We start from the raw sequence: 19,050 nt of genomic DNA, 5'->3' as shown, positions 1-19,050 counted from the left end.
TGAGCGCAGCCCCGAGCTCGGCCTGTGGGATGGACACTTCTGCCCTGGATATGTGACAGGCCGCACAGCGGTGTGTTACAAATAGGCATATTTCTATTAGGAATATGCCTATTAGTCACCACCCTCTCCCTCGGAGGCCCTCATGACAACGACTGTCGAAACCCCCAGCGCCGTCCTCGACCGCGTGTCACTGGTTCTGGATGCTTTCGACGGCCCGGGCCGGTTGACCTTGGCGCAGATCGTGCGCCGCACCGGACTTCCGCGGTCCTCAGCGCACCGCATGCTCGAACGCCTCGTGCAGCTGCGCTGGCTGCGACGCAGCGGCCGGGATTACGAGTTGGGGATGCGGCTCGTCGAGCTCGGCTCGCTCGCGGTTCACCAGGATCGTCTGCATCGCGCGGCGGTGCCCTTGTTGCATGATCTGCATCGCGCCACCGGACTCGTGGTACACCTCGCTGTCCTCGACGGCTCAGACGTCGTATACCTGGACAAGATCGGCGACCGGATGACCGCGGCGATTCCCAGCCGCCTCGGCGGACGCCACCCCGCCCACTGCTCAGCCCTGGGCAAAGCGATGCTGGCCTTCGCCAAGGGACTTGACTACGACGCGGTCGATCTGACCAGCCGCCGAACCAAGTACTCGATCGGCTCGCCGGCTCAACTGCGCGCCGAGCTTGCCAAGGTGCGCTCGCACGGCATCGCGTTCGAGAAAGAGGAAGCGCTGGCCGGATTCGGTTGCGTCGCAGCACCGATCGGCGGCCAGGGCGACGCGGTCGCGGCCGTTTCGGTGTGCGGTCCGATGAACCGCATGATGTTCGACCAGCGCTTGGCTGCGCCGGTGCGGATGACCGCGATGGGAATCTGGCGCAACGCCGAGGACGGCGCCGAGCGGGTAGCCCCGACACTGCAGCAGGCGCGTCCGCTGCGCGGCGGTCCCGCCCTGCGGCCAATGCCCGTCCGCGAGCCGGTGCTGCAGTACGCGTGAGCCTCGACCCCCAGATCGCCGCGATGATCGAGTCGTTGGACTCGGGGTTCCCGGCGGTGCACACCATGACCGGCGCGCAAGCGCGTGCCACGATCCGGTCGCGCTTGGTCCCTCCCGACCAGCCCGAAGCGGTCGCGTCAATCAACGAGCTGACCATCGGCGGAAGTGACGGTCCGATCCCCGTGCGGGTGTACCGGCCCGAGTCGGCCGAACCGCTACCCGTTCTGGTGTACGCGCACGGCGGCGGGTTCGTGTTCTGCGACCTCGACAGCCACGACGGACTCTGCCGGAGCCTTGCGAACCTTATTCCAGCGGTTGTGGTTTCGGTTGCCTACCGGTTGGCTCCCGAGCACCGGTGGCCCGCCGCTGCCGAAGACGTCTACGCGGCCACGCGGTGGGCCGCGGACAACGCCGCAGAACTCGGCGCAGACCCGGACCGCATCGTCGTCGGGGGCGACAGTGCCGGCGGTAACCTCGCGGCCGTCACCGCGGTCATGGCCCGGGACAGCGGTGGGCCCGGGCTGGCCGCCCAGCTGCTGCTGTATCCGATGATCGCCGCGAACTTCGACACCGAGTCATACCGCTTGTACGGCAGGGGTTTCTACAACCCGCGGCCCGCGCTGCAGTGGTATTGGGACCAGTACGTTCCCTCCGACACCGATCGGACACATCCTTATGCGTCACCGCTGCAGGCCCATCTGGACGGGTTACCACCCGCTGTCGTGGTGATTGCGGGCCATGACCCGCTGCGCGACGAGGGCATCGCGTATGCCGACGCACTCGAAGCAGCGGGGGTTTCCACCATCCGCTGTGCTTTCGACGGCGGGATCCACGGCTTCATGACGATGCCGGTGCTCGACATCGCTCACGAGGCGCGGCGTCAGGCCTCGCGAGAATTGGCGAAGCTGTTGTAGTCGTGGTCACGCCTAGAGCTTCGGCGTGGCGCCGTAGCGTTGGTGGGGGTCGAGCACGCAGTGGGTCCGCCCGAAGACGGTGACCATGCACTTGTTGTTGTGATTGCACCGGCTGCGTGTGCTGTGGTCGGCGATCATCGCGTTGACCAGATCCGGCTCACGGAGCAGCGCCCGGCCCATGGCCATGAAGGCGAACCCCTCACGCAAACCCGTCTCGAGATGCCCGTGGTTGGTGATCCCGCCCAGCAGGATCAGCTTGGCGTTGCCGACCACCGGCACGAATTGCCGTGCCGCATCGAGCATGTAGAGCTCACGGTAGGGATAACTGCCCATGACCCGCTTGCCCGCGAGCCGCACGCCGGGCCGCAGCGCACGAGGCATCACCTTGGCGAATTCTCGAACCGGCACGTCGCCGCGGAACAGGTACATCGGTTTGTACACCGACGATCCCTGGGTGAGCTCGATGGCATCCAACGTGGCGTCGGAGTCGAGCAGCTGCGCCGTCCGCAGGGCCTCGTCGATCCATATGCTGCCCGGCAGACCGTCGTCCATGTCGAGCTTGGCGATGACGGCAATCTGGTCTCCGACGACCTGCCGCACGCGCGTGGCGATCTCTCGGACGAATCGGGATCGGTTGTCGATCGAACCGCCGTACGCATCCTTGCGTCGGTTGACCAGCGGGCTGAGGAACGAGCTCGGTAGATACAAATGCCCGAAATGCATTTCCACGGCGTCGAATCCGGCGTCGATCGCCACTTGGGTCGCCGTCCCGAACTGCTCGATCACCGCACGGATCTCGTCTCGCGTGATCTCCCGACAGTAGGCGAACGAAATCGGGTTGATGAACCGGCTCGGGGCGACCGCGGTGACGCCGGTGAGCCGCTTCGGTGCGACAACTCCCGCGTGTCCGAGCTGCGCGGAGATGGCGGCCCCGGCACCGTGCACCGCGTCGGCCAGCCTCCGGAGTCCCGGCAGCGCCGCGGGACTCACCACGATCTGACCGGGCGCGCTGGCGCCTTCCCGCGACACGCAGCAGTACGCGACCGTCGTCATACCGACGCCGCCCTTGGCGAACGCGACGTGGAAGTCGATCAGGTCGTCGGTGACCATGCCGTGGGGCGATCGTCCCTCCGACGTCGCCGCCTTGATCACGCGGTTGCGCAACGTCACCGGGCCCAGCCGGGCCGGCGCGAACGGGTCCGGCGTCTCAGCGCTCATCAGACCACGGTGCTCCGCCCTGCGGCAGCGGTCAACGGCGTCCTCCCGATGGCCGGGAGCGTCGACGCCGATGGGAAGCCGGTGACCTTACTGTCGGGCCATGGCCGACGGTGAGGTGTTCGTCATCGACCGGGTGATCACCCGGCCAGGGTGTGCGAAGAAGTTCGTCGAGACCTATCTCGCCGAATACGCGCCAGGTGCGCGGGAACGAGGCATGACGCTGCGCGATGTCTTGGTGAGCCCCCCGATCTGGTTCGACGACCGATCGAACGTCGTCACCGCCACCTGGGCCCTGCCGAGCCCGCAGGCCTGGTGGGAGATGACGTGGAAGGGCAGGACGGATCCGTCGCTCGGCCAGTGGTGGACCGGGATGTCCGGCCTCGTGGTGGAGCGCACGCGCAGTGTGGCGGCCGGGGCGGGCGATGTGGACGGACTGTGCGATGTTTAACGTCGTCCGCCTGATCGACGCCGTCGATGAGGCCGTCACGGACCGCGTGCTCGCCGAATTGCGAGGGGCGGCGGCGATCAGCGGTGCGACAGACGCACTGGTGCAGCCGACGCTGCCTGGTGTGCGCAACGGCGGGGACATTCTCGTACACCTGCGCTTCGGAGAAGCCGGCGAATGGGACTCGGTGGCTGGGTCTTTCGACTCACTACTCGAGCTACCGGGGGTCACCCGCGTCAACGGCGCCACCTACACCGGCAGTCCGATCACCGCCAGGAAGATTCCTCGCACCGTTTACCGGACGCTGCTGCTTCGTGTGCAGCCCGCCGTCGATGACGCCACCGTGCAACGCTTCGAGGACGATCTGGGGCTGCTCCCCCGGTACGTCACATCGATCGCCACGTGGCAACTCAGCCGCGTCGATTCTGCGGTCGGCACCTCGCCGTGGACACATGTCTTCGAGCAGGAGTTCCGCGATCTCGACGGGCTGACCGGCCCATACTTGATGCATCCCATCCATTGGGCTCACGTGGACCGTTGGTTCGACCCGGAATGTCCTGACGTCATCGTCCGCGACCGCGTGTGCCACAGCTTCTGCAGTGCAGAAAGGTCCGATGTGTCATGAACGCTGACGCAGTGCAGCGCCTTCTCGACGAGCGCGACATCGAGCGGGCTCTCTACACCGCCGCCCGGGCAATGGACGACCACGACTGGCCTGCCCTCGCCGGGGTATTCGCTGACGATGCGACCGGCGACCTCGGCACCGGACCGTTGGTCGGCAGCGCCGCCATCATCTCGCTCATCCGCGGCTACCTCGACTCCTGCGGACCGACCCAACACCTACTGGCCAACGTCATCGTCGACCTCAGCGGCGACACCGCTGTGTCTTGTGCCTACGTGCACGATCTGCACTTGGCCGTAGGACGTCCTGACCGCTTCTACACCATGGGCGACTACCGCGACCGGTGGGAACGGCGTGCGGACCGGTGGCAGATCGTCGAGCGAACCAAACTGAACCGCGCCCACGTCGGAGCGCTGGAGATCGTCTTCGGCGGGCAGGCTCGCTCCGACTAGAGGCCTGCGGGAAGGATGTTCGGGTTGGCCGTCGCCGGCGGCTCCAACGGCGGCAGTTCGGTGGCGCCGTCCAGGCTGTGCACCGCGAGCCCCTGCGACCACGGGTAGTGCAGGCTGAATGCCACCAGGCCGGTGCGTTCGGCGGCCGGTAGATGACCCATCGCGAGCACGGTCTCGGCCAGGTATTCGACCGGTTCGGTCGGGAAGGTCTCCGGAATGAGTTGGGCCGCACCGGGTGTGCGGATCGCGGTGGACGGGCACACGCAGTTCACGGCGATGTTCGCATCGAGCAACTCGGCGGCCACCCCCTGCGTGAAGCGATGAAGCGCTGCCTTGCAGGACGCGTAGACCACGTCACCCGACGTCTTGTTGTAATCGCGATAAGGCCGCACCGGGGCGACACCGGTCACCGACCCGATGTTGACGATCCACCCCGCCCCCCGCTTGCGCATATGCGGCACCACCGCCTTCGTCAGCACGAACGGTGTGCGCAGATAGTGCTCGACCGTGCGGTCGAAGGTCTCGAGGGTCATGTCCTCGACACAGGCATAGTCCGCGAAACCCGCGTTGTTGACCAGGATGTCGAGTCCACCGGCGCGGTCGACGACCTCGTCGGTCAGCCACCCGCGCTCATCGGGGTTCTCGAGGTCCGCGGCGATACCGATCGCCTTACCGCCTGCCGCCTCGATCAACTCGATGGTCTCCGCGATCGTACCGGGCAGCGCCGTCGTCGCACCGCCACGCGCCGATGCCGACGGTTCGAACGACCGGGCGGTGACCACCACCGTCGCCCCTTCTGCGGAAAGGCGCTGCGCCACAGCCCGTCCGATGCCCCGACTGCTTCCCGTCACCAGTGCCGTCTTACCGGCCAGCAGTTGCGTCATCGGAGCACGAAGTGTTCTTCGATGGGAGCCCGATGCTGATGCCACACATCGACCAGGCGGTAGGGCGTGGCCACCACCACCCGACCCGAACCGGACCGGTAGTAGGTGTGCGCATTCGGCGTGTGACACCACACCGTCCGCGACATCGCGTCGTCGATCTGCGCGACATAGTCGTCGTAGGCCTCCCGCGTCACCTCCATCGTGGTGGCACCGCGCAGCGCCATCAGTTGCAGGCACTCCATGATGTAGTGCGCGAGCACCTCCATCGAGAAGTTGGCGCCCGCGCCGTGGCCCGGGCTGTAGTTCGGCGCCGAGATGATGAACAGGTTGGGGAAGCCGGGCACGGTGCCGCCCCGGTAGGCGCGGGGGCTGTCGCCCCACTCCTCGCGCAGCGTCCGGCCGCCGCGGCCGCGGATGTCGACCGTGGAAAGGAAGTCGAGGTGATAACCGGTGGCGTAGACGATGACGTCAAGGCCGATTTGCCTGCCGTCCTGCGTGACGATGCCGTCCGCATTGACCTCGGCCGGCTCGCTGGCCTCGACGTCGACGTGGTCACGCGTCAGCGCCGCGTAGTAGCCACCTGGATCGCGGATGATCCGCTTACCGTAGGGCGCGAAGTCCGGTGTGACCTTCTGCGCCAGTTCACTTCCCTCACCGAAGGTTTCGTTGATGTACTGCATACACAGCTGCAGCAGCACGTCGTTGGCCTGCGAGATCGACAAGTGGTCCTTCGCCCATTCCGGGTCCCGAAGGATGACGGGATAGTTGTTGTCCGCGGTCGCCCAGTACGACTTCAACCGGTTCCAGTTGGCGTAGTACGGCAGGTGGCGACCAAGGTAGCGACGGTACTCCGGAACGTCGTCGGTGAGTCGCTTGCGCGGCGCCACCCAGTGTGGCTGCCGCTGAAACACGGTCAGGTGGTCGACCTCGTCCACGCAGGCGTCGACGATCTGCACCGCGGTGCAGCCCGCACCGACGATCGCCACCCGCTTGCCGGTCAGATCCAATGACGAATCCCACTGTGCCGAGTGAATGCTGATGCCTTCGAACAACTCTCGACCCGCAAGTTCCGGCCATCGTGGGCGGTTGAGGTAGCCCGCGGCGGTGATCACCACCGTTGCGTAGCTGACGTCGCGGTTGCCGTCCGCATCAACTGCGTGGATCTGCCATTGGTTGCGCTCGCGGTCCCACCAGAGAGCCTCCACCTCGGTCCCGAAGCGGGTGTGTTCACGCAGCCCGTACTTGTCGGCCAGAGCCACGAGATAGCTCTGGTATTCCGCACCCTGTGGGTAGTAACTCGACCAGTCGGGGTTCACGTCCCGCGACAGCGAGTAGTACGCCGACGGCGTATCGACACCGATCCCCGGATACTTCGTGGTGAGCCAGGTGCCGCCGACCTCGTCGTTGCGATCGAAGATCTGGTACTTCACCCCGGAATCGGCGGCGGCGAGTGCGGCGATGATGCCGGCGATGCCCGCGCCGACGATCGCCACCGTCGTGGTGTCGGGAATCGGGACCGTCCGCGGCAGCGTCGGCTGTGAGACCTGAAAGCCGCCCTGTTCGATCAGGAGTGAAACGAACTCCTCGTCGACGTCGGAGCCGAGCGCCACCGGCAGCACGCGGGTGAACAACTCGATGTCGTCGGCGGCCTTCGCACCTCCTGCCCGGGTTTCGTGCAGGGCCGTGATCACAGCAGCCACAAGTGCGTCCATGGTGTCGGCATCGGTAACGCCGGCTCGCTCGGGTGGGTCGGGTAGATGGGTGATCTTGGGCGCGAACCGGTCGACCACCGATGGGTCACCCGTCAATTGAGCCAGCACCGCGACGAGCACGCCGGGATCGGCCTGCAGCAGATGCGTCCGGAGTTCGTCGCGAGGCGCCGACGCTTCGCGGGGCGTCGGGATCGCTTGAGCATCAGCAGTCACGGCCTCGAGTATCGGCGCCGCCGGGCCCGACAGGCACTGTCGTGCCTACTGAGCGGGACACCTGTCCTCCTCGCCGAGCTGGGCATGCTTACAGTGCCGCCATGCAACTCGACGCGGTGGTCAGGCACGCGCGCAGCCACACGCTCGGCGACATCCCCCGGCGGTCGGCCCGCAAGCAACCGGGCAAGATCGCCATCATCGACGGTGACGTGGCCTTGACATTCGCCGAATTCGACGATCTGGTGGACCGCGCGGCCGCCGCGTTGCACGACAACGGCTTGCGACCCGGCGACCGCGTGGCGCTGCTGGCGCACAACTGCTGGCAATACGCCGTGCTCGCGTTCGCCACCGCCCGCGCCGCCGTGGTGCTCGTCCCGATCAACTTCATGCTCACCGCCGAGGAGATCGCCTACGTCCTGGGCCACAGCAAGGCCGCGGGTTTCATCGTCGAGGCCGGCTTGACGGCAACGGCCGAGGAAGCGATGCGGCTCGACGGCGCGGTCAGGACCACGGCCGCGATCGTGCCTTCGGGTGGAACTTCTCCGCACGGCTGGGACGACCTCGCGCAGTGGTTGACCACCTCCGCGGCCGCCCCGCATCCGCGGATCGACGACGATCAGCTGCTGCGGCTGATGTATACCAGCGGAACCGAGTCGCGCCCGAAGGGTGTGATGCACACCAGCCGCAGCCTGATGTGGCAGTACGTCAGCACCATCGTGGCCGGCTCGATGGCCGGCGACGACATCGAGGTCCACTCAATGCCGCTCTACCACTGCGCACCGTCGGATACGAGCGCGCCGCCGAGATGACCTTCACCGGCGACCGCATCGACGCGGCGACCGCCTTAGAGTGGGGCATGGTCAGTCGCGTGGTGCCGCACGACGAACTGCTCCCGCAGGCGCACGCGCTCGCCGAGCGGATCACCAAGAACCCGTCACATGCGCTGCGGATGGCTAAGCGCCTGCTGCAGGAATCGCGCACGGGGCCGCTGGAGTCGACGCTGGCCATGGCTGCGGCGATGCAACCGCTGGCCCACCGCGACCCGGAGCACGAGCAGCGCATCGGTCGGTGGCGGACGAACTCGTGACGCTCCCCCGCCTAGTACCCCCGGCCGCCGCCGACGCAGCGGCCACGGGCGCCCTGCGGACCGAGGTTCGGAAGTTCCTCGCCGAGCAGCGCGCCGTGGGTGCCTTCACTCCCTCGGTCGACGCGTGGCTTACGGGGTGGGACGAAGATTTCACGAAAGCGCTTGCGGCTCAAGGCTATCTGGGGATGACGGTGCCCGTCGAGTACGGCGGACATGGACGCTCGTTCCTGGAACGGTTCGTCGTCACCGAGGAACTCCTGGCCGCGGGTGCACCGGTCGCGGCGCACTGGATCGCCGACCGACAGATCGTGCCGTCGCTGCTCAAGTACGGCACGGAGGTGCAGAAAAGTGACTTCCTGCCGCGGATCGTCCGTGGCGAGTGCTTCTTCGGCATCGGAATGAGCGAACCCGATTCCGGATCGGATCTTGCGAGTGTGCGCACCAAGGCGGTCCGGGCCGACGGCGGCTGGTCGCTGTCCGGCACCAAGGTGTGGACCTCGGGTGCACATTGTGCGCATGCGTTCATCGCGCTGGTCCGCACCGCGCCCGTCGATCCGGACAACCGGCATGCCGGGCTCAGCCAGTTCATCGTCGACCTGCGCGCACCGGGCGTTCACATCCGGCCCATCATCTCGATGAACGGTGCCCACCACTTCAACGAAGTGATCCTCGACGACGTGTTCGTGCCCGATGCCATGGTGTTCGGCGAGATCGGTGCGGGCTGGCGGCAGGTGACGTCGGAGTTGGCCTTCGAGCGCAGCGGACCCGAGCGCTTCCTGTCCACCTTCGTGCTTTTGGCGGCCTGTGGCGAGCGGATGGCGGCGCAGCAGTCGCGCGATGCCGGCCTCGGCCGGCTGGTTGCGCGGGTCGCCGGCCTGCATCAGATGTCGACCGCCGTCGCCGGTGCGCTGGAGCGGCACGAGCCGGCCGATGTGCCCGCAGCGGTGGTCAAGGTGCTCGGCACCACCACCGAAGGTGACGTCGCCGAGTTCGCGGACACCCTAACCGACGGCATCGCCGATCCCGCCTTCGCCGACCTGGTCTCAGCCGCAGTGGATCAGCGACCGGGCTTCACGCTTCGCGGCGGGACCAACGAGGTGCTGCGCGGTGTGATCGCAAGAGGACTGGGCCTGCGATGACCACGTCGGACGTCGGATCGACGAGCGTCGATCCCGCGCTGGTGGAGATGATGAGCGCGGTCTTCGCCGGATACCGCGACACGCACCCCCCGGTGAAAGCCGTCCAACGCGACACCGACTTGTGGCGGCGCCTCGACGACCTCGGACTGGTTCGCCTGACCGGCGGCGAGGAGTCCGGCGGCAGCGGGGCGGGATGGTTCGAGGCGGCCGAATTGCTCGGCGCCGCGGCCCGCAACGCGGTGCGGGTTCCGTTGGCCGAACACGATCTGCTGGCCTGCTGGTTACTGGACGCGAACGGGATGCCGGGTGACGGCGCTGCGAGGACGGTGTGCCTGCTCGACGATCAAGGGGTGGCGCGCGGTGTCCCCTGGGCCTCCGGCAGCGAGCGGATCGTCGTCGTGTGGCCCGACGGTAGCGGCTACCGCTCGGCGGATGTCGATGCCGGGGCTCTCGAGATTGCGTCCGGCACCAACCTGATCGGCGAGCCTCGCGACACCGTGGTGGCCGACGTCGCGGCGCTCGACGGCACGCCCGTGGCCGGTGATCTGGTGGACCGACTGCGGCTGAAGTCGGCGTTGGTTCGCGCTGTTCAGGTCTGTGCGGTGCTCGACCAGATCGTGGTGTCGTCGATCGACCACGCAGGCTCGCGCACCCAGTTCGGCCGTGCCCTGTCCCGCTTCCAGGCGGTGCAGCACCTCATCGCCGACCTGGCCGCCGAGGCGGCGTTGGCACGCGCAGCGACCGAAGCCGCGTTGACGACGGCGGTCACCAGCGACTGGTCGGCGGCCAATCTGCACTTTCGCATCGCCGTCGCGCGCTCCTGCGCCGGCCACGCGGCGTCGGTCGTGGTGCGCAACGCACATCAGGTGCATGGCGCCATCGGCACCACCCACGAGCACCGGTTGCACGAGTTCACCCGCGCGGCACTGGCGTGGCGGTCCGAATTCGGGTCGGTCCGGTACTGGGACCAGCAGGTCACCGATGCGACGCTGGCGGCGGGTGCGGACATGTGGGGTTTGATCACCGGCTGAACCGATCGGCCCTCGCAATGTTCCACTGACCGGTCACCGCGGTGCCGTGGCGTCCTCGCCGACGATTGACTCATCTCATGAGCAACGAGATCACGCTGTCCGAGGTGCAGGAGTTCATCGCGGGCTTCTGGTACCACTACGACCAGGGCCACTTCACCGAGCTCGGCGCCCGGCTCGGCGACAAGATGGAGTACCTGAGCCGATCCGACTCGGGGAACTGCCCGTTCGAGGACCTGCTCGCCGCCGAGCTGCACGGCCGCGCCGAGACCCTGGCCTGGCTCACCCAGCACCGCAACGAGAATCCCTACCCGCTGCGCCACCATGCGACCAACATCTTCCGTACCGGTGTCGACGGAGCGGTAACCAACGCCCGGTTCTATCTGTACGTCAACCAGGTCACCAACAACGTCCCCTTCGACGTGTCCAGCGGCGTCGTCGACGTGGGTATCCGTCGCGCGGACACCGGCCTGGTGTTCACCTCGATGACGGTGATCCTGGACGCCGAGGATTCGATTCCGTTCGCCGAGCACGCCGCCAAGAACGCCGTGACGGCCGCAGCGGGCTCCTAGCGCGTGGACGCACGCGCAATCTTCGGCGGCGGCGTTGCCGTCATCACCGGCGCCGGCAACGGGATCGGCGCCGGTCTGGCACGCCACGCCGCCGCATTGGGCATGACCGTGGTCCTCGTCGACGTCGACGCTGGTGCGATCGCGGCACTGCGGGATGAACTCACCGGATCGCTCGACGTGGTGTGCGACGTGCGCGACCCCGAAGCGCTCGAAAGGCTTGCGAGGCAGGTCTATTCCGACGTCGGTCCGGTGCGGCTCCTGGTCAACAACGCCGGCGTCGAGCAATTCGGCTATCTCTGGGACACCCCTGTGGCCAACTGGGACCGGCTGGTGAACATCAACATCAGCGGCGTGTTCTACGGGATTCGCGCCTTCCTGCCGCACATGATCGCCGCGGACACGCCCTCGTGGGTTTGGAATCTGTCCTCGATCGGCGGGGTCGCCGCCGTCCCTTTGCAGGCGCCGTACATCATGAGCAAGCATGCGGTCCTGGCGCTGACCGAGTGCCTGCGCCTGGAGGTGGAATCGGCCGGGCACGGCGACCGGATCCACGTGCAGGCGGTGCTGCCAGGAGCAGTCAAGTCGAACATCTTCGAGGCGGCCGGCGGCGTCGACGGCGGTGACGTCGGGGCCGCCGAATCACAGCGTTCGGCGATGCTGGACATCAAGGCCGAGGCAATGGAGCCCATCGAGGCCGCACGAGTGGTCTTCGACCAGTCGGCCGCCGGTGACTTCTATCTGCTCACCCAGCCCGAATACGTCGGCAACGCGATGTCGGAGCGGGCCGACATCCTGGCGAATCGCCGAGCACCGGTGCTGCGTACGAAGCGTCGATTCGATCCGGCACACCAATGACGACCTCGAACAGGCTTGCGCCGCAGCTAGATCCCGACGCTGCGGCGCGCGCCGCGGAATTCGGTGAGGTGGCGCCGATGCGCAACCGGGGACTCGCCGCGGTCCGTGATGCGTTGGAAGCCGCACCGCTGCCGCCGATGCCGCAGATGGTCGAGGTGGAGAACCGGTCGATCGAGGGGCCCCTCGGCGAGATCCCGCTGCGCATCTACCGGCCGTCGACCGCTTCGGGCGCGGCCGCGGTGGTGTACTTCCACGGGGGCGGCATGGTCCTCGGCACCAACCGCTCGTTCGAACCGTTGGTGCGCAATCTCGCTCACCATTCCGATGCGACGGTGGTCTCGGTCGGATACCGCCTCGCCCCGGAGGCGCCGCCACCGGCACAATTCGACGACGCCTACACCGCGACCGCGTGGGTGGGTGCGCATGCGGACGAACTGCGCATCGACGCACAGCGTGTGGCGGTGGCGGGCGACAGTGCCGGTGGGACCCTGGCCGCCGGGGTCGCCTTGGCCGCCCGCGACCGTGGCGGTCCGCATCTCTTCGCTCAAGTGTTGATGTATCCGGGCGTCGATAAGGACCTCAGCGTCCCGTCGGTGCGCGCCATGGCCGATGCACCGATGTTGAACCTCGCCGACATCGAGTACATGCACGAGTTGGCCGACGGGCCGGACCATCCGTACGCGGTTCCCGCCCGCGTAGCGGACCTGTCCGGGCTTCCGCAGGCGATCGTGGTGACCGCGGAGGCAGATCCGATACGCGACTGGGGCGAACGCTACGCGCAGCGACTCCGCGATGCCGGCGTGCAGACCACCGTCACTCGGTATCCCGGTGTCTACCACGGGTTCCTGATGCGCTCGGAGGCAACGGCCCGCGGACGCTTAGCGGTAGCCGAGGTGGGCGCGCTGCTGCGTGCCAAATTCACCAACCCGCTTCCGTTCTAGCCCAGCGAGCAGACGCCATAGTGCCGCACTCCGGGCCGAGTTGGACACCTTTGCGTCTGCTCGCGCGAGATAACCGGTGTCCCGATCACCGGACACCTCGCACCCTCACGCAGACCCGCCGCGCCAGAATCAAGCCATGCTTACCCAACAGCAGCGGATGGAGCTTTCCGACGTCCTGCGGCCGGCCTCGCCACCCCGGGAGATCGACAACGTCTACACAGACGACCAGCGCGAGCGCCTTCTCGATGTGGTTCGCACCAAGGGACCCTGGCGGCTGATCATCGCTCAGCACTTCGCCTCTCCGGAGGAGTTGATGGCCACTATGAGCGGGATGTTCCCCGATGGGTTCACCCCGTCGCTGGACCTCTTCCTGACCGCGACGTTTCGCGGGTACCTGGCGAACTACGGCACGGTGCTGTACCCCGAGGTGCACGACTGCTTCTACAACCAGCGGTTCGTGGAGTACGCCAAGAGCTACTGGAATGCCGAGTACGCCAAGCCGGAACTGATGCTGTTCAACATCAACGGCCCGTGCGCCAACCGCGATCCCGGCCACCTCGACTCCCCCAGCTTCCGTGGCGTTCGCCACGAGAACGCGCCGACCTGGTTGACCAGCGTGATGGGCAAGTCCGGACTGTTCCGCGACTACCTGATCAAGATGGCGCAGGTGATCACCTGGTTCTCGCTCGACGAGTCCAGCGGATTCACCTACTGGCCCGACGGGCCGCTCAGGCCGCCACAGCGCCTCCTGCCGCCGGTCTACAACCGGGGTGTGCTGGTGCAGAACGAGATGATGGTGCATCGGGGCGAGGCCAAAGGCCCTCTCGAGCAGCAGACCCCGGCGGGCCTGGCGTTCGACACCGTGTTCACCGGCGACCCGGCGGACAGGAACTCCTGGCTGTTGAAGAACGGGAACGACGTCATCGCCCGCCACCACACCGACGAACTCCGCTTCCTCGTGCACTGGTCGGCTGAGGTGTTCGCCGACTACGACGAGCTCAAGAAGAACATGGACGGCAGTGACGATCTGACGATCGACAAGGCCATCGACATGCTCGTCGACGACGTCCGCAACAAAGGCATCAAGCTCGACGTGCCCGGCGAACCGCTGCACGACCCCGAATTCATCGCCGCTCTGAATGCGGTCTACGACCTCGGCGGACCCGCGGAGTATCCGAAGGAAGCCCCGCTGTCGGCTTTCCAGTTCGCCTGATCCGAAAGGGCTTGGCATGGAACGCTTCGGCGATCGGCGCATCATCGTGACCGGTGCCGGCTCCGGCATCGGTGCGGCCATCGTGGCTCGGCTACTGGACGAGGGTGGCACGGTGGTCGCGTGTGACGTGTCCGCGGACGGATTGGCGTCGACACGCTCCGCGGCTGATGAGGCCGGGACCGGTAAGAGACTCACCACCACAACGCTCGACGTGTCAGACGAACATGCGGTGGCCACGGCGGTGGATGCCGCTGTCGCCGACATGGGCGGACTCGACGTCCTGGTCAACGCCGCGGCCATCCAGCGGTGTGCGCACACCCACGAGCACACACTCGACGACTGGAGCGCCACGCTGGCGGTCAACCTGACGGGCACCTTCCTGATGACGCGGCGCGCCCTGCCGGCGCTCATCGACTCGGGACGGGGCGTGGTGGTGAACTTCACCTCGACGGCGGCCTCATTCGCACATCCCTACATGGCCGCGTACGCCGCCAGCAAAGGAGGGGTGCTGGCCTTCACCCACTCTCTGGCACTGGAATACTCGAAGCAGGGCCTGCGCGCGGTCAACATTCAACCCGGCGGCGTGGCAACGGCTTTGGCGATGTCAACGCTGGACAAGATGCCCGATGGTTACGACCTCGGCCTCTGGGCCAAGCAGACACCACTTCTGCACGGTGCCGAGAACGAGATCCTCGGCGACCCGAGTTCGGTCGCGTCGGTGATCGCGATGGTCGCCTCCGACGACGGCGCATTCATCACCGGCACCGAGATCCGCGTCGACGGCGGCGCCCACGCCTGACGGGCGCCAGGTTCGTCACGTTGAAGCCTCGTCGACGATCGGCAGCGCTCCTCGGCGTGCCGCGTCCTCTATCGAGTCACGCAGTTTGAAGCAGACCAGGAAGGGCCGGTCGGTGCGCTGAAGTGAATCCAGTTCGCGGCGTTGGACACACCGCGACTCGGCTTCGCGGTTCCATTGCACGCTCGTCTGCTGCCAGGAACTCTTGCGCGCCATCACCTCAGCCCCGCAGGCACCGCAGACCACCGGCACCATCGGTAAGTCCTCGAGCCGGTTGTCTGGACGAACGGTCATCTCGCGCTCGTCACCGACGACTTGGCGGCCAGGTTCGCTTCGACCTCCTTCATCCACTCCTCGCGGGGACGGGTGGTGTCGATCTCGTACTCGAAGCGGTCCACCATGTCCGGGGTCACGTCGGCGACATCGACATAGAACTGCTCATACCAACGCCGGAGTTGGTAGACGGGACCGTCCTCTTCGCACAGCAGCGGATTGTCGATGCGTGCCTTGTTCTTCCAGATCGCGACGTCCTGCTCGAAACCCATCTTGACGAAGTCACCGAGTCCGATGGCGGTCTGCATAACCAGATCCTCGGGCAGCGTCTCGGACTTCTTGACGATGATCCCGTACTGCAGCACGAAAGAGTTCTCGTCGATCGGATAGTGGCAGTTGATCAACACCGTCTTGTGGTCGACGTTGGTGTAGTGATAAGTCAGGTCGTCGATCATGAAAGAGGGCCCGAAATACGAAGCGACCGAGGTGGTTCCGAGCATCTGCGTCTCACCCGGTTCGCCGATGTCGGGACGGCCGGCGCTGTTCATGTACTGGGTCGCCACATGGCCTTCGAAGATGTTCTTGAAGTGCGTCGGCAACGAGCCGTGGATGTAGAAGAAATGCGCCATGTCCACGACGTTGTCGATGATCTCGCGACAGTTGATGTCGACCACCGTGGTGTACCAGTGCCAGTCGGTCCACTCGTCACTCATCGCACCCTCGATGCGGGGGATGGTGACCTCCGGTGGCGGCGGGTTGCCTTCCGGATCGTTCCAGACGAACAGCATGCCGTCCTGCTCGAGTGTGGTCCATGTGGCCGTCCGGGCCAGTCTCGGTACCCGCTTGCTGTACGGCACCTTCCTGCATCGTCCGTCCCCACCCCAGCGCCAGTCGTGGAACGGGCATGCGATCTCGTCGCCCTTCACCTCGCCTCGTGAGAGGTCTCCGCCCATGTGCCTGCAAAACCCGTCCAGCACATTGATCTGACCGTCCCCGCCACGGAAGGCGACCAACTTCTTACCGAAGGCGCGCACGGCGTGTGGCGTGCCGTCTCCGAACTCCCGGAGTAGGCCGAGGCAATGCCAGCCGCGGGCGAATCTCGCCGGCGCCGCATCAGCTTCGATCTGGCGGACCTCGATATCGGAATCCAGCGTCATACGGCCGTTCTAGCAGCCGGTGAGGGCTGCGGTCAGGATCTGTTCCGCTCATCAGGAGACGGGTTCCGCCCGGTGCGCCGTCCATCTAGCTTTGCATCGTGAGCAGTGCACACGGAGCGACGATCCCTGACGGCTTGCCGGTCGCCGACACCACCGTCGATCTGCTTGTCGTCGGGTCGGGCACCGGTATGGCAGCAGCCCTGGCCGCTCACGAGAGAGGCTTGTCGGTCCTCATCGTCGAGAAGTCCGTGTACGTCGGCGGCTCGACCGCCCGCTCCGGCGGGGCACTCTGGCTCCCTGCCAGCACGGTGATCAGCGAAGACGGTGGCAGCGACACCGCGCAGCGGGCTGAGACGTACCTCGACGCCGTGGTGAATGGGACGGCGCCGACGGAACGCTCGACTGCGTTCCTGGCCCACGTCGGCGCGACTGTCGATCTGCTGCGCCGCGCGACACCGATGCGCCTCTTCTGGGCCAAGGAGTACTCCGACTACCACCCGGAGGCACCCGGTGGCGCCGCCGTGGGCCGCACCTGTGAATGCCGGCCACTCGACTCGACGGTGCTGGGCGAGTACCTGTCGCGGCTGCGGCCCGGCGTGATGGAAGTCAAGATCCCGATGCCGACCACCGGCGCGGATTACCGCTGGCTGAACCTGATGTCGCGCGTGCCGCGAAAGGGTCTTCCGCTGGTAGCCAAACGGCTCGGCCAAGGCGTCGGCGGTCTGCTGCTCGGACGGCGATACGTCGCCGGTGGCCAAGCACTGGCCGCGGGCTTGTTCGCCGGCGTGCTGGGCGCCGGAATCCCGATCTGGACGCAAGTCACGCTGCGGCGCCTCGTCACGCACGCTGACAGGGTGACCGGTGCGGTGCTGAGTCATGGCGGCGCGGACATCACCGTGACCGCGCGCCGCGGCGTCGTGCTCGCGGCCGGCGGGTTCGACCACAGCATGGACATGCGGTGGAAGTTCCAGTCCGAATCGTTGGGCGAACACACGAGTCTCGGCGCGGAGACCAACACCGGCGACGCCATCAGAATCGCGCAGGATCTCGGCGCGGCGATCGACCTCATGGACCAGTCCTGGTGGTTCCCGGCGGTCGCCGCGCTACCCGGCGGGGACCCGAAGGTGATGCTGGCCGAGCGGTCACTGCCCGGCTCGTTCATCGTCGATCAGACCGGCAATCGCTTCGTCAACGAGGCAACCGACTACATGTCTTTCGGTCAGTGCGTGCTGGATCGCGAACGCTGCGGCAATCCGGTGGAGGCGATGTGGATCGTGTTCGACCAGAAGTACCGGAACAGCTACGTCTTCGCAGCCGACCTGTTCCCCCGGATGGCGATTCCAAAGTCGTGGTACGACGCCGGCATCGCCCATCGCGCCGACAGCATGGCCGAATTGGCGGCCATGATGGGCGTCGACGAATCTGCGTTCGTGGCGACGATGACCCGGTTCAACGAAAATGCCGACGCCGGAACCGATTCGGACTTCCAGCGCGGTGCAAGCGCCTACGACCGCTACTACGGCGACCCGACCGTCACCCCCAACCCGAATCTGCGCGCGCTCGACCGCGGCCCGTTCTACGCCGTGAAGATGGTGCTCAGCGATCTCGGCACCTGCGGCGGCCTGCGCGCCGACGACCGCGCCCGGGTCCTGCGGGAGGACCGCAGCGTCATCGACGGTCTGTACGCGATCGGCAACACCGCGGCCAACGCGTTCGGAGCGACCTACCCCGGGGCCGGGGCGACGATCGCTCAGGGCTTGGTCTACGGCTACATCGCCGCTGCCGACACCGCCGGGTAGTCAGTCGTCGGCTTCGGCCTTCTTCTCGATTTCGTACCAGAATTCGGGTGTCGGCCAGGGGATCCTGCTGCCACGCTCGATCCCGGCTTCGGCGAAGGTCGCCTCCGCTTCATCGAGTTCCTTGAGCATCTTCAGTGCAAGCTCGCGTTCGGAGGCGTAATAGCGTTCGGCCCACTGCAGCGCGACATGGGCGTAGGCCCAGGACGGCTCGACGCCGGACCACTTGGCATCCTTGGCCGCCTGGCGCTGCATTTCGTCGGCGTAGGCGACGTGCTCCTGAAGAATCTCTTTCAACCGCGCGGGATCGGTCAGGTGTCCGAACGTAACCCGCAGCAGCGGATTGTGCTTGAGCACCGGCGGATCAACGGGTGCCTGGTTGGCCCACCGGGTGACCGCCTCGAGTCCTGCCTCGGTGATCTTGTACAGCCGGCGATTCCTGGTGCCGCCGGTGTTCTCGACCCGCGATGTCAGAAACCCGAGTTGCTCCAGCTTCTTCAGTTCGGAGTAGATCTGGCTGTAGGCGGGGCTTCCGTAGAAGAACCGCATGCTCCACTCGATCCACTTACGAATGTCGTAGCCCGACAACTCGTGCTCGTACGACAGCATGCCCAACAACGCCCAACTGGTCGCCGCCAGATTCGGCTTCGCCCGAGACGCGTCGTCACTCACCCGCCCAGCCTAACAACGCCTGCTCACGCCGGTCGTCAAGTCACCACTGGCTGGGACGATGCGTTGCGGCGCGCCA

Annotated in this window: 19 protein-coding genes and 2 pseudogenes; 15 read left to right on the top strand and 6 right to left on the bottom strand. The window is 66.6% G+C overall.

The genetic code is table 11. The features are described from left to right. Positions 1-142: 142 nt before the first annotated feature. Both ABGB19_RS01170 and ABGB19_RS01165 read left to right on the top strand, forming a co-directional pair. A complete protein-coding gene (locus ABGB19_RS01170; protein WP_347683130.1) occupies positions 143-985 on the top strand; it encodes an IclR family transcriptional regulator in 843 nt (280 codons plus the stop codon). Beyond that, positions 982-1,899: an alpha/beta hydrolase gene (locus ABGB19_RS01165; RefSeq protein ID WP_347683128.1), complete on the top strand. Its 918-nt coding sequence runs from the start codon at positions 982-984 to the stop codon at positions 1,897-1,899. Before ABGB19_RS01170 ends, ABGB19_RS01165 begins: the two co-directional genes overlap by 4 nt. A gap of 12 nt (positions 1,900-1,911) precedes the next feature. On the opposite strand, the gene ABGB19_RS01160 is transcribed toward ABGB19_RS01165, so the two are convergent. Continuing rightward, positions 1,912-3,117, bottom strand: a complete 1,206-nt coding sequence (locus ABGB19_RS01160) for an NADH:flavin oxidoreductase (protein WP_347683126.1) — start codon at positions 3,115-3,117, stop codon at positions 1,912-1,914. A 100-nt stretch (positions 3,118-3,217) separates the two neighbouring features. Between ABGB19_RS01160 and ABGB19_RS01155 the strand changes: the two genes are divergently transcribed. From ABGB19_RS01155 to ABGB19_RS01145, 3 genes are read left to right on the top strand one after another with little or no spacing between them, the layout of a single operon-like run. Continuing rightward, positions 3,218-3,565 (top strand): hypothetical protein, encoded by a 348-nt coding sequence (locus ABGB19_RS01155; protein ID WP_347683124.1) that lies wholly within the window; start codon positions 3,218-3,220, stop codon positions 3,563-3,565. Next, positions 3,558-4,187: a Dabb family protein gene (locus ABGB19_RS01150; RefSeq protein ID WP_347683122.1), complete on the top strand. Its 630-nt coding sequence runs from the start codon at positions 3,558-3,560 to the stop codon at positions 4,185-4,187. The genes ABGB19_RS01155 and ABGB19_RS01150 overlap by 8 nt, the downstream gene beginning before the upstream one ends. Beyond that, positions 4,184-4,636 carry a nuclear transport factor 2 family protein gene (locus ABGB19_RS01145; protein WP_347683120.1) on the top strand — a complete coding sequence of 151 codons (453 nt, stop codon included), beginning with the start codon at positions 4,184-4,186 and terminating at the stop codon, positions 4,634-4,636. The genes ABGB19_RS01150 and ABGB19_RS01145 overlap by 4 nt, the downstream gene beginning before the upstream one ends. Here the strand turns inward: ABGB19_RS01145 and ABGB19_RS01140 are convergent. Continuing rightward, on the bottom strand, positions 4,633-5,520 hold the full coding sequence (locus ABGB19_RS01140; RefSeq protein ID WP_347683118.1) for an SDR family NAD(P)-dependent oxidoreductase: 888 nt from the start codon (positions 5,518-5,520) through the stop codon (positions 4,633-4,635). The genes ABGB19_RS01145 and ABGB19_RS01140 overlap by 4 nt on opposite strands. Continuing rightward, positions 5,517-7,445: an NAD(P)/FAD-dependent oxidoreductase gene (locus tag ABGB19_RS01135; protein ID WP_347683116.1), complete on the bottom strand. Its 1,929-nt coding sequence runs from the start codon at positions 7,443-7,445 to the stop codon at positions 5,517-5,519. The genes ABGB19_RS01140 and ABGB19_RS01135 overlap by 4 nt, the downstream gene beginning before the upstream one ends. Positions 7,446-7,546: 101 nt before the next feature. Between ABGB19_RS01135 and ABGB19_RS01130 the strand changes: the two are divergent. From ABGB19_RS01130 to ABGB19_RS01090, 9 genes and pseudogenes are all read left to right on the top strand, one after another. Next, positions 7,547-8,224, top strand: a pseudogene (locus ABGB19_RS01130) (AMP-binding protein); the annotation flags it as partial. Further along, positions 8,221-8,532, top strand: a pseudogene (locus ABGB19_RS01125) (enoyl-CoA hydratase-related protein); the annotation flags it as partial. The pseudogenes ABGB19_RS01130 and ABGB19_RS01125, both read left to right, overlap by 4 nt. Then, complete coding sequence (locus tag ABGB19_RS01120) at positions 8,529-9,671, top strand: acyl-CoA dehydrogenase family protein (RefSeq protein WP_347683114.1); 1,143 nt, start codon at positions 8,529-8,531, stop codon at positions 9,669-9,671. The pseudogene ABGB19_RS01125 and the gene ABGB19_RS01120, both read left to right, overlap by 4 nt. Then, positions 9,668-10,702, top strand: a complete 1,035-nt coding sequence (locus ABGB19_RS01115; RefSeq protein ID WP_347683112.1) for an acyl-CoA dehydrogenase family protein — start codon at positions 9,668-9,670, stop codon at positions 10,700-10,702. The genes ABGB19_RS01120 and ABGB19_RS01115 overlap by 4 nt, the downstream gene beginning before the upstream one ends. Before the next feature lie 77 nt (positions 10,703-10,779). Beyond that, a complete protein-coding gene (locus ABGB19_RS01110; RefSeq protein ID WP_347683110.1) occupies positions 10,780-11,271 on the top strand; it encodes a polyketide cyclase in 492 nt (163 codons plus the stop codon). 3 nt (positions 11,272-11,274) lie between these two features. Further along, a complete protein-coding gene (locus ABGB19_RS01105; protein WP_347683108.1) occupies positions 11,275-12,126 on the top strand; it encodes an SDR family NAD(P)-dependent oxidoreductase in 852 nt (283 codons plus the stop codon). Next, positions 12,123-13,067, top strand: a complete 945-nt coding sequence (locus ABGB19_RS01100) for an alpha/beta hydrolase (RefSeq protein WP_347683106.1) — start codon at positions 12,123-12,125, stop codon at positions 13,065-13,067. Before ABGB19_RS01105 ends, ABGB19_RS01100 begins: the two co-directional genes overlap by 4 nt. A 136-nt stretch (positions 13,068-13,203) precedes the next feature. Further along, entirely contained in the window at positions 13,204-14,280 is a 1,077-nt protein-coding gene (locus tag ABGB19_RS01095; RefSeq protein WP_347683104.1) for a hypothetical protein, read from the top strand. Positions 14,281-14,296: 16 nt separating this feature from the next. Continuing rightward, complete coding sequence (locus tag ABGB19_RS01090; RefSeq protein WP_347683102.1) at positions 14,297-15,079, top strand: SDR family oxidoreductase; 783 nt, start codon at positions 14,297-14,299, stop codon at positions 15,077-15,079. Positions 15,080-15,094: 15 nt separating this feature from the next. On the opposite strand, the gene ABGB19_RS01085 is transcribed toward ABGB19_RS01090, so the two are convergent. Further along, positions 15,095-15,370, bottom strand: a complete 276-nt coding sequence (locus ABGB19_RS01085) for a ferredoxin (protein WP_347683100.1) — start codon at positions 15,368-15,370, stop codon at positions 15,095-15,097. Next, the gene (locus ABGB19_RS01080; RefSeq protein WP_347683098.1) at positions 15,367-16,506 is read right to left on the bottom strand and encodes a Rieske 2Fe-2S domain-containing protein; all 1,140 of its coding nucleotides are present in this window, start codon (positions 16,504-16,506) and stop codon (positions 15,367-15,369) included. The genes ABGB19_RS01085 and ABGB19_RS01080 overlap by 4 nt, the downstream gene beginning before the upstream one ends. A 98-nt stretch (positions 16,507-16,604) precedes the next feature. Here ABGB19_RS01080 and ABGB19_RS01075 point away from each other — a divergent pair, with 98 nt between their 5' ends. Continuing rightward, complete coding sequence (locus tag ABGB19_RS01075; protein WP_347683096.1) at positions 16,605-18,305, top strand: 3-ketosteroid-delta-1-dehydrogenase; 1,701 nt, start codon at positions 16,605-16,607, stop codon at positions 18,303-18,305. Here ABGB19_RS01075 and ABGB19_RS01070 read toward each other — a convergent pair whose 3' ends face one another. Then, complete coding sequence (locus tag ABGB19_RS01070) at positions 18,306-18,974, bottom strand: PadR family transcriptional regulator (RefSeq protein ID WP_347683094.1); 669 nt, start codon at positions 18,972-18,974, stop codon at positions 18,306-18,308. Positions 18,975-19,050: the final 76 nt, after the last annotated feature.

This window comes from Mycobacterium sp. B14F4, from assembly GCF_039871645.1.
Classification (GTDB): domain Bacteria; phylum Actinomycetota; class Actinomycetes; order Mycobacteriales; family Mycobacteriaceae; genus Mycobacterium.
This window is presented reverse-complemented; position numbering and strand designations above follow the sequence as displayed.

Coding starts and splice junctions, on each gene's coding strand:
- ABGB19_RS01170 (WP_347683130.1), top strand. CDS start 143: ATGACAACGACTGTCGAAACCCCCAGCGCCGTCCTCGACCGCGTGTCA.
- ABGB19_RS01160 (WP_347683126.1), bottom strand. CDS start 3,117: ATGAGCGCTGAGACGCCGGACCCGTTCGCGCCGGCCCGGCTGGGCCCG.
- ABGB19_RS01155 (WP_347683124.1), top strand. CDS start 3,218: ATGGCCGACGGTGAGGTGTTCGTCATCGACCGGGTGATCACCCGGCCA.
- ABGB19_RS01150 (WP_347683122.1), top strand. CDS start 3,558: ATGTTTAACGTCGTCCGCCTGATCGACGCCGTCGATGAGGCCGTCACG.
- ABGB19_RS01145 (WP_347683120.1), top strand. CDS start 4,184: ATGAACGCTGACGCAGTGCAGCGCCTTCTCGACGAGCGCGACATCGAG.
- ABGB19_RS01140 (WP_347683118.1), bottom strand. CDS start 5,520: ATGACGCAACTGCTGGCCGGTAAGACGGCACTGGTGACGGGAAGCAGT.
- ABGB19_RS01115 (WP_347683112.1), top strand. CDS start 9,668: ATGACCACGTCGGACGTCGGATCGACGAGCGTCGATCCCGCGCTGGTG.
- ABGB19_RS01110 (WP_347683110.1), top strand. CDS start 10,780: ATGAGCAACGAGATCACGCTGTCCGAGGTGCAGGAGTTCATCGCGGGC.
- ABGB19_RS01100 (WP_347683106.1), top strand. CDS start 12,123: ATGACGACCTCGAACAGGCTTGCGCCGCAGCTAGATCCCGACGCTGCG.
- ABGB19_RS01095 (WP_347683104.1), top strand. CDS start 13,204: ATGCTTACCCAACAGCAGCGGATGGAGCTTTCCGACGTCCTGCGGCCG.
- ABGB19_RS01090 (WP_347683102.1), top strand. CDS start 14,297: ATGGAACGCTTCGGCGATCGGCGCATCATCGTGACCGGTGCCGGCTCC.
- ABGB19_RS01085 (WP_347683100.1), bottom strand. CDS start 15,370: ATGACCGTTCGTCCAGACAACCGGCTCGAGGACTTACCGATGGTGCCG.
- ABGB19_RS01080 (WP_347683098.1), bottom strand. CDS start 16,506: ATGACGCTGGATTCCGATATCGAGGTCCGCCAGATCGAAGCTGATGCG.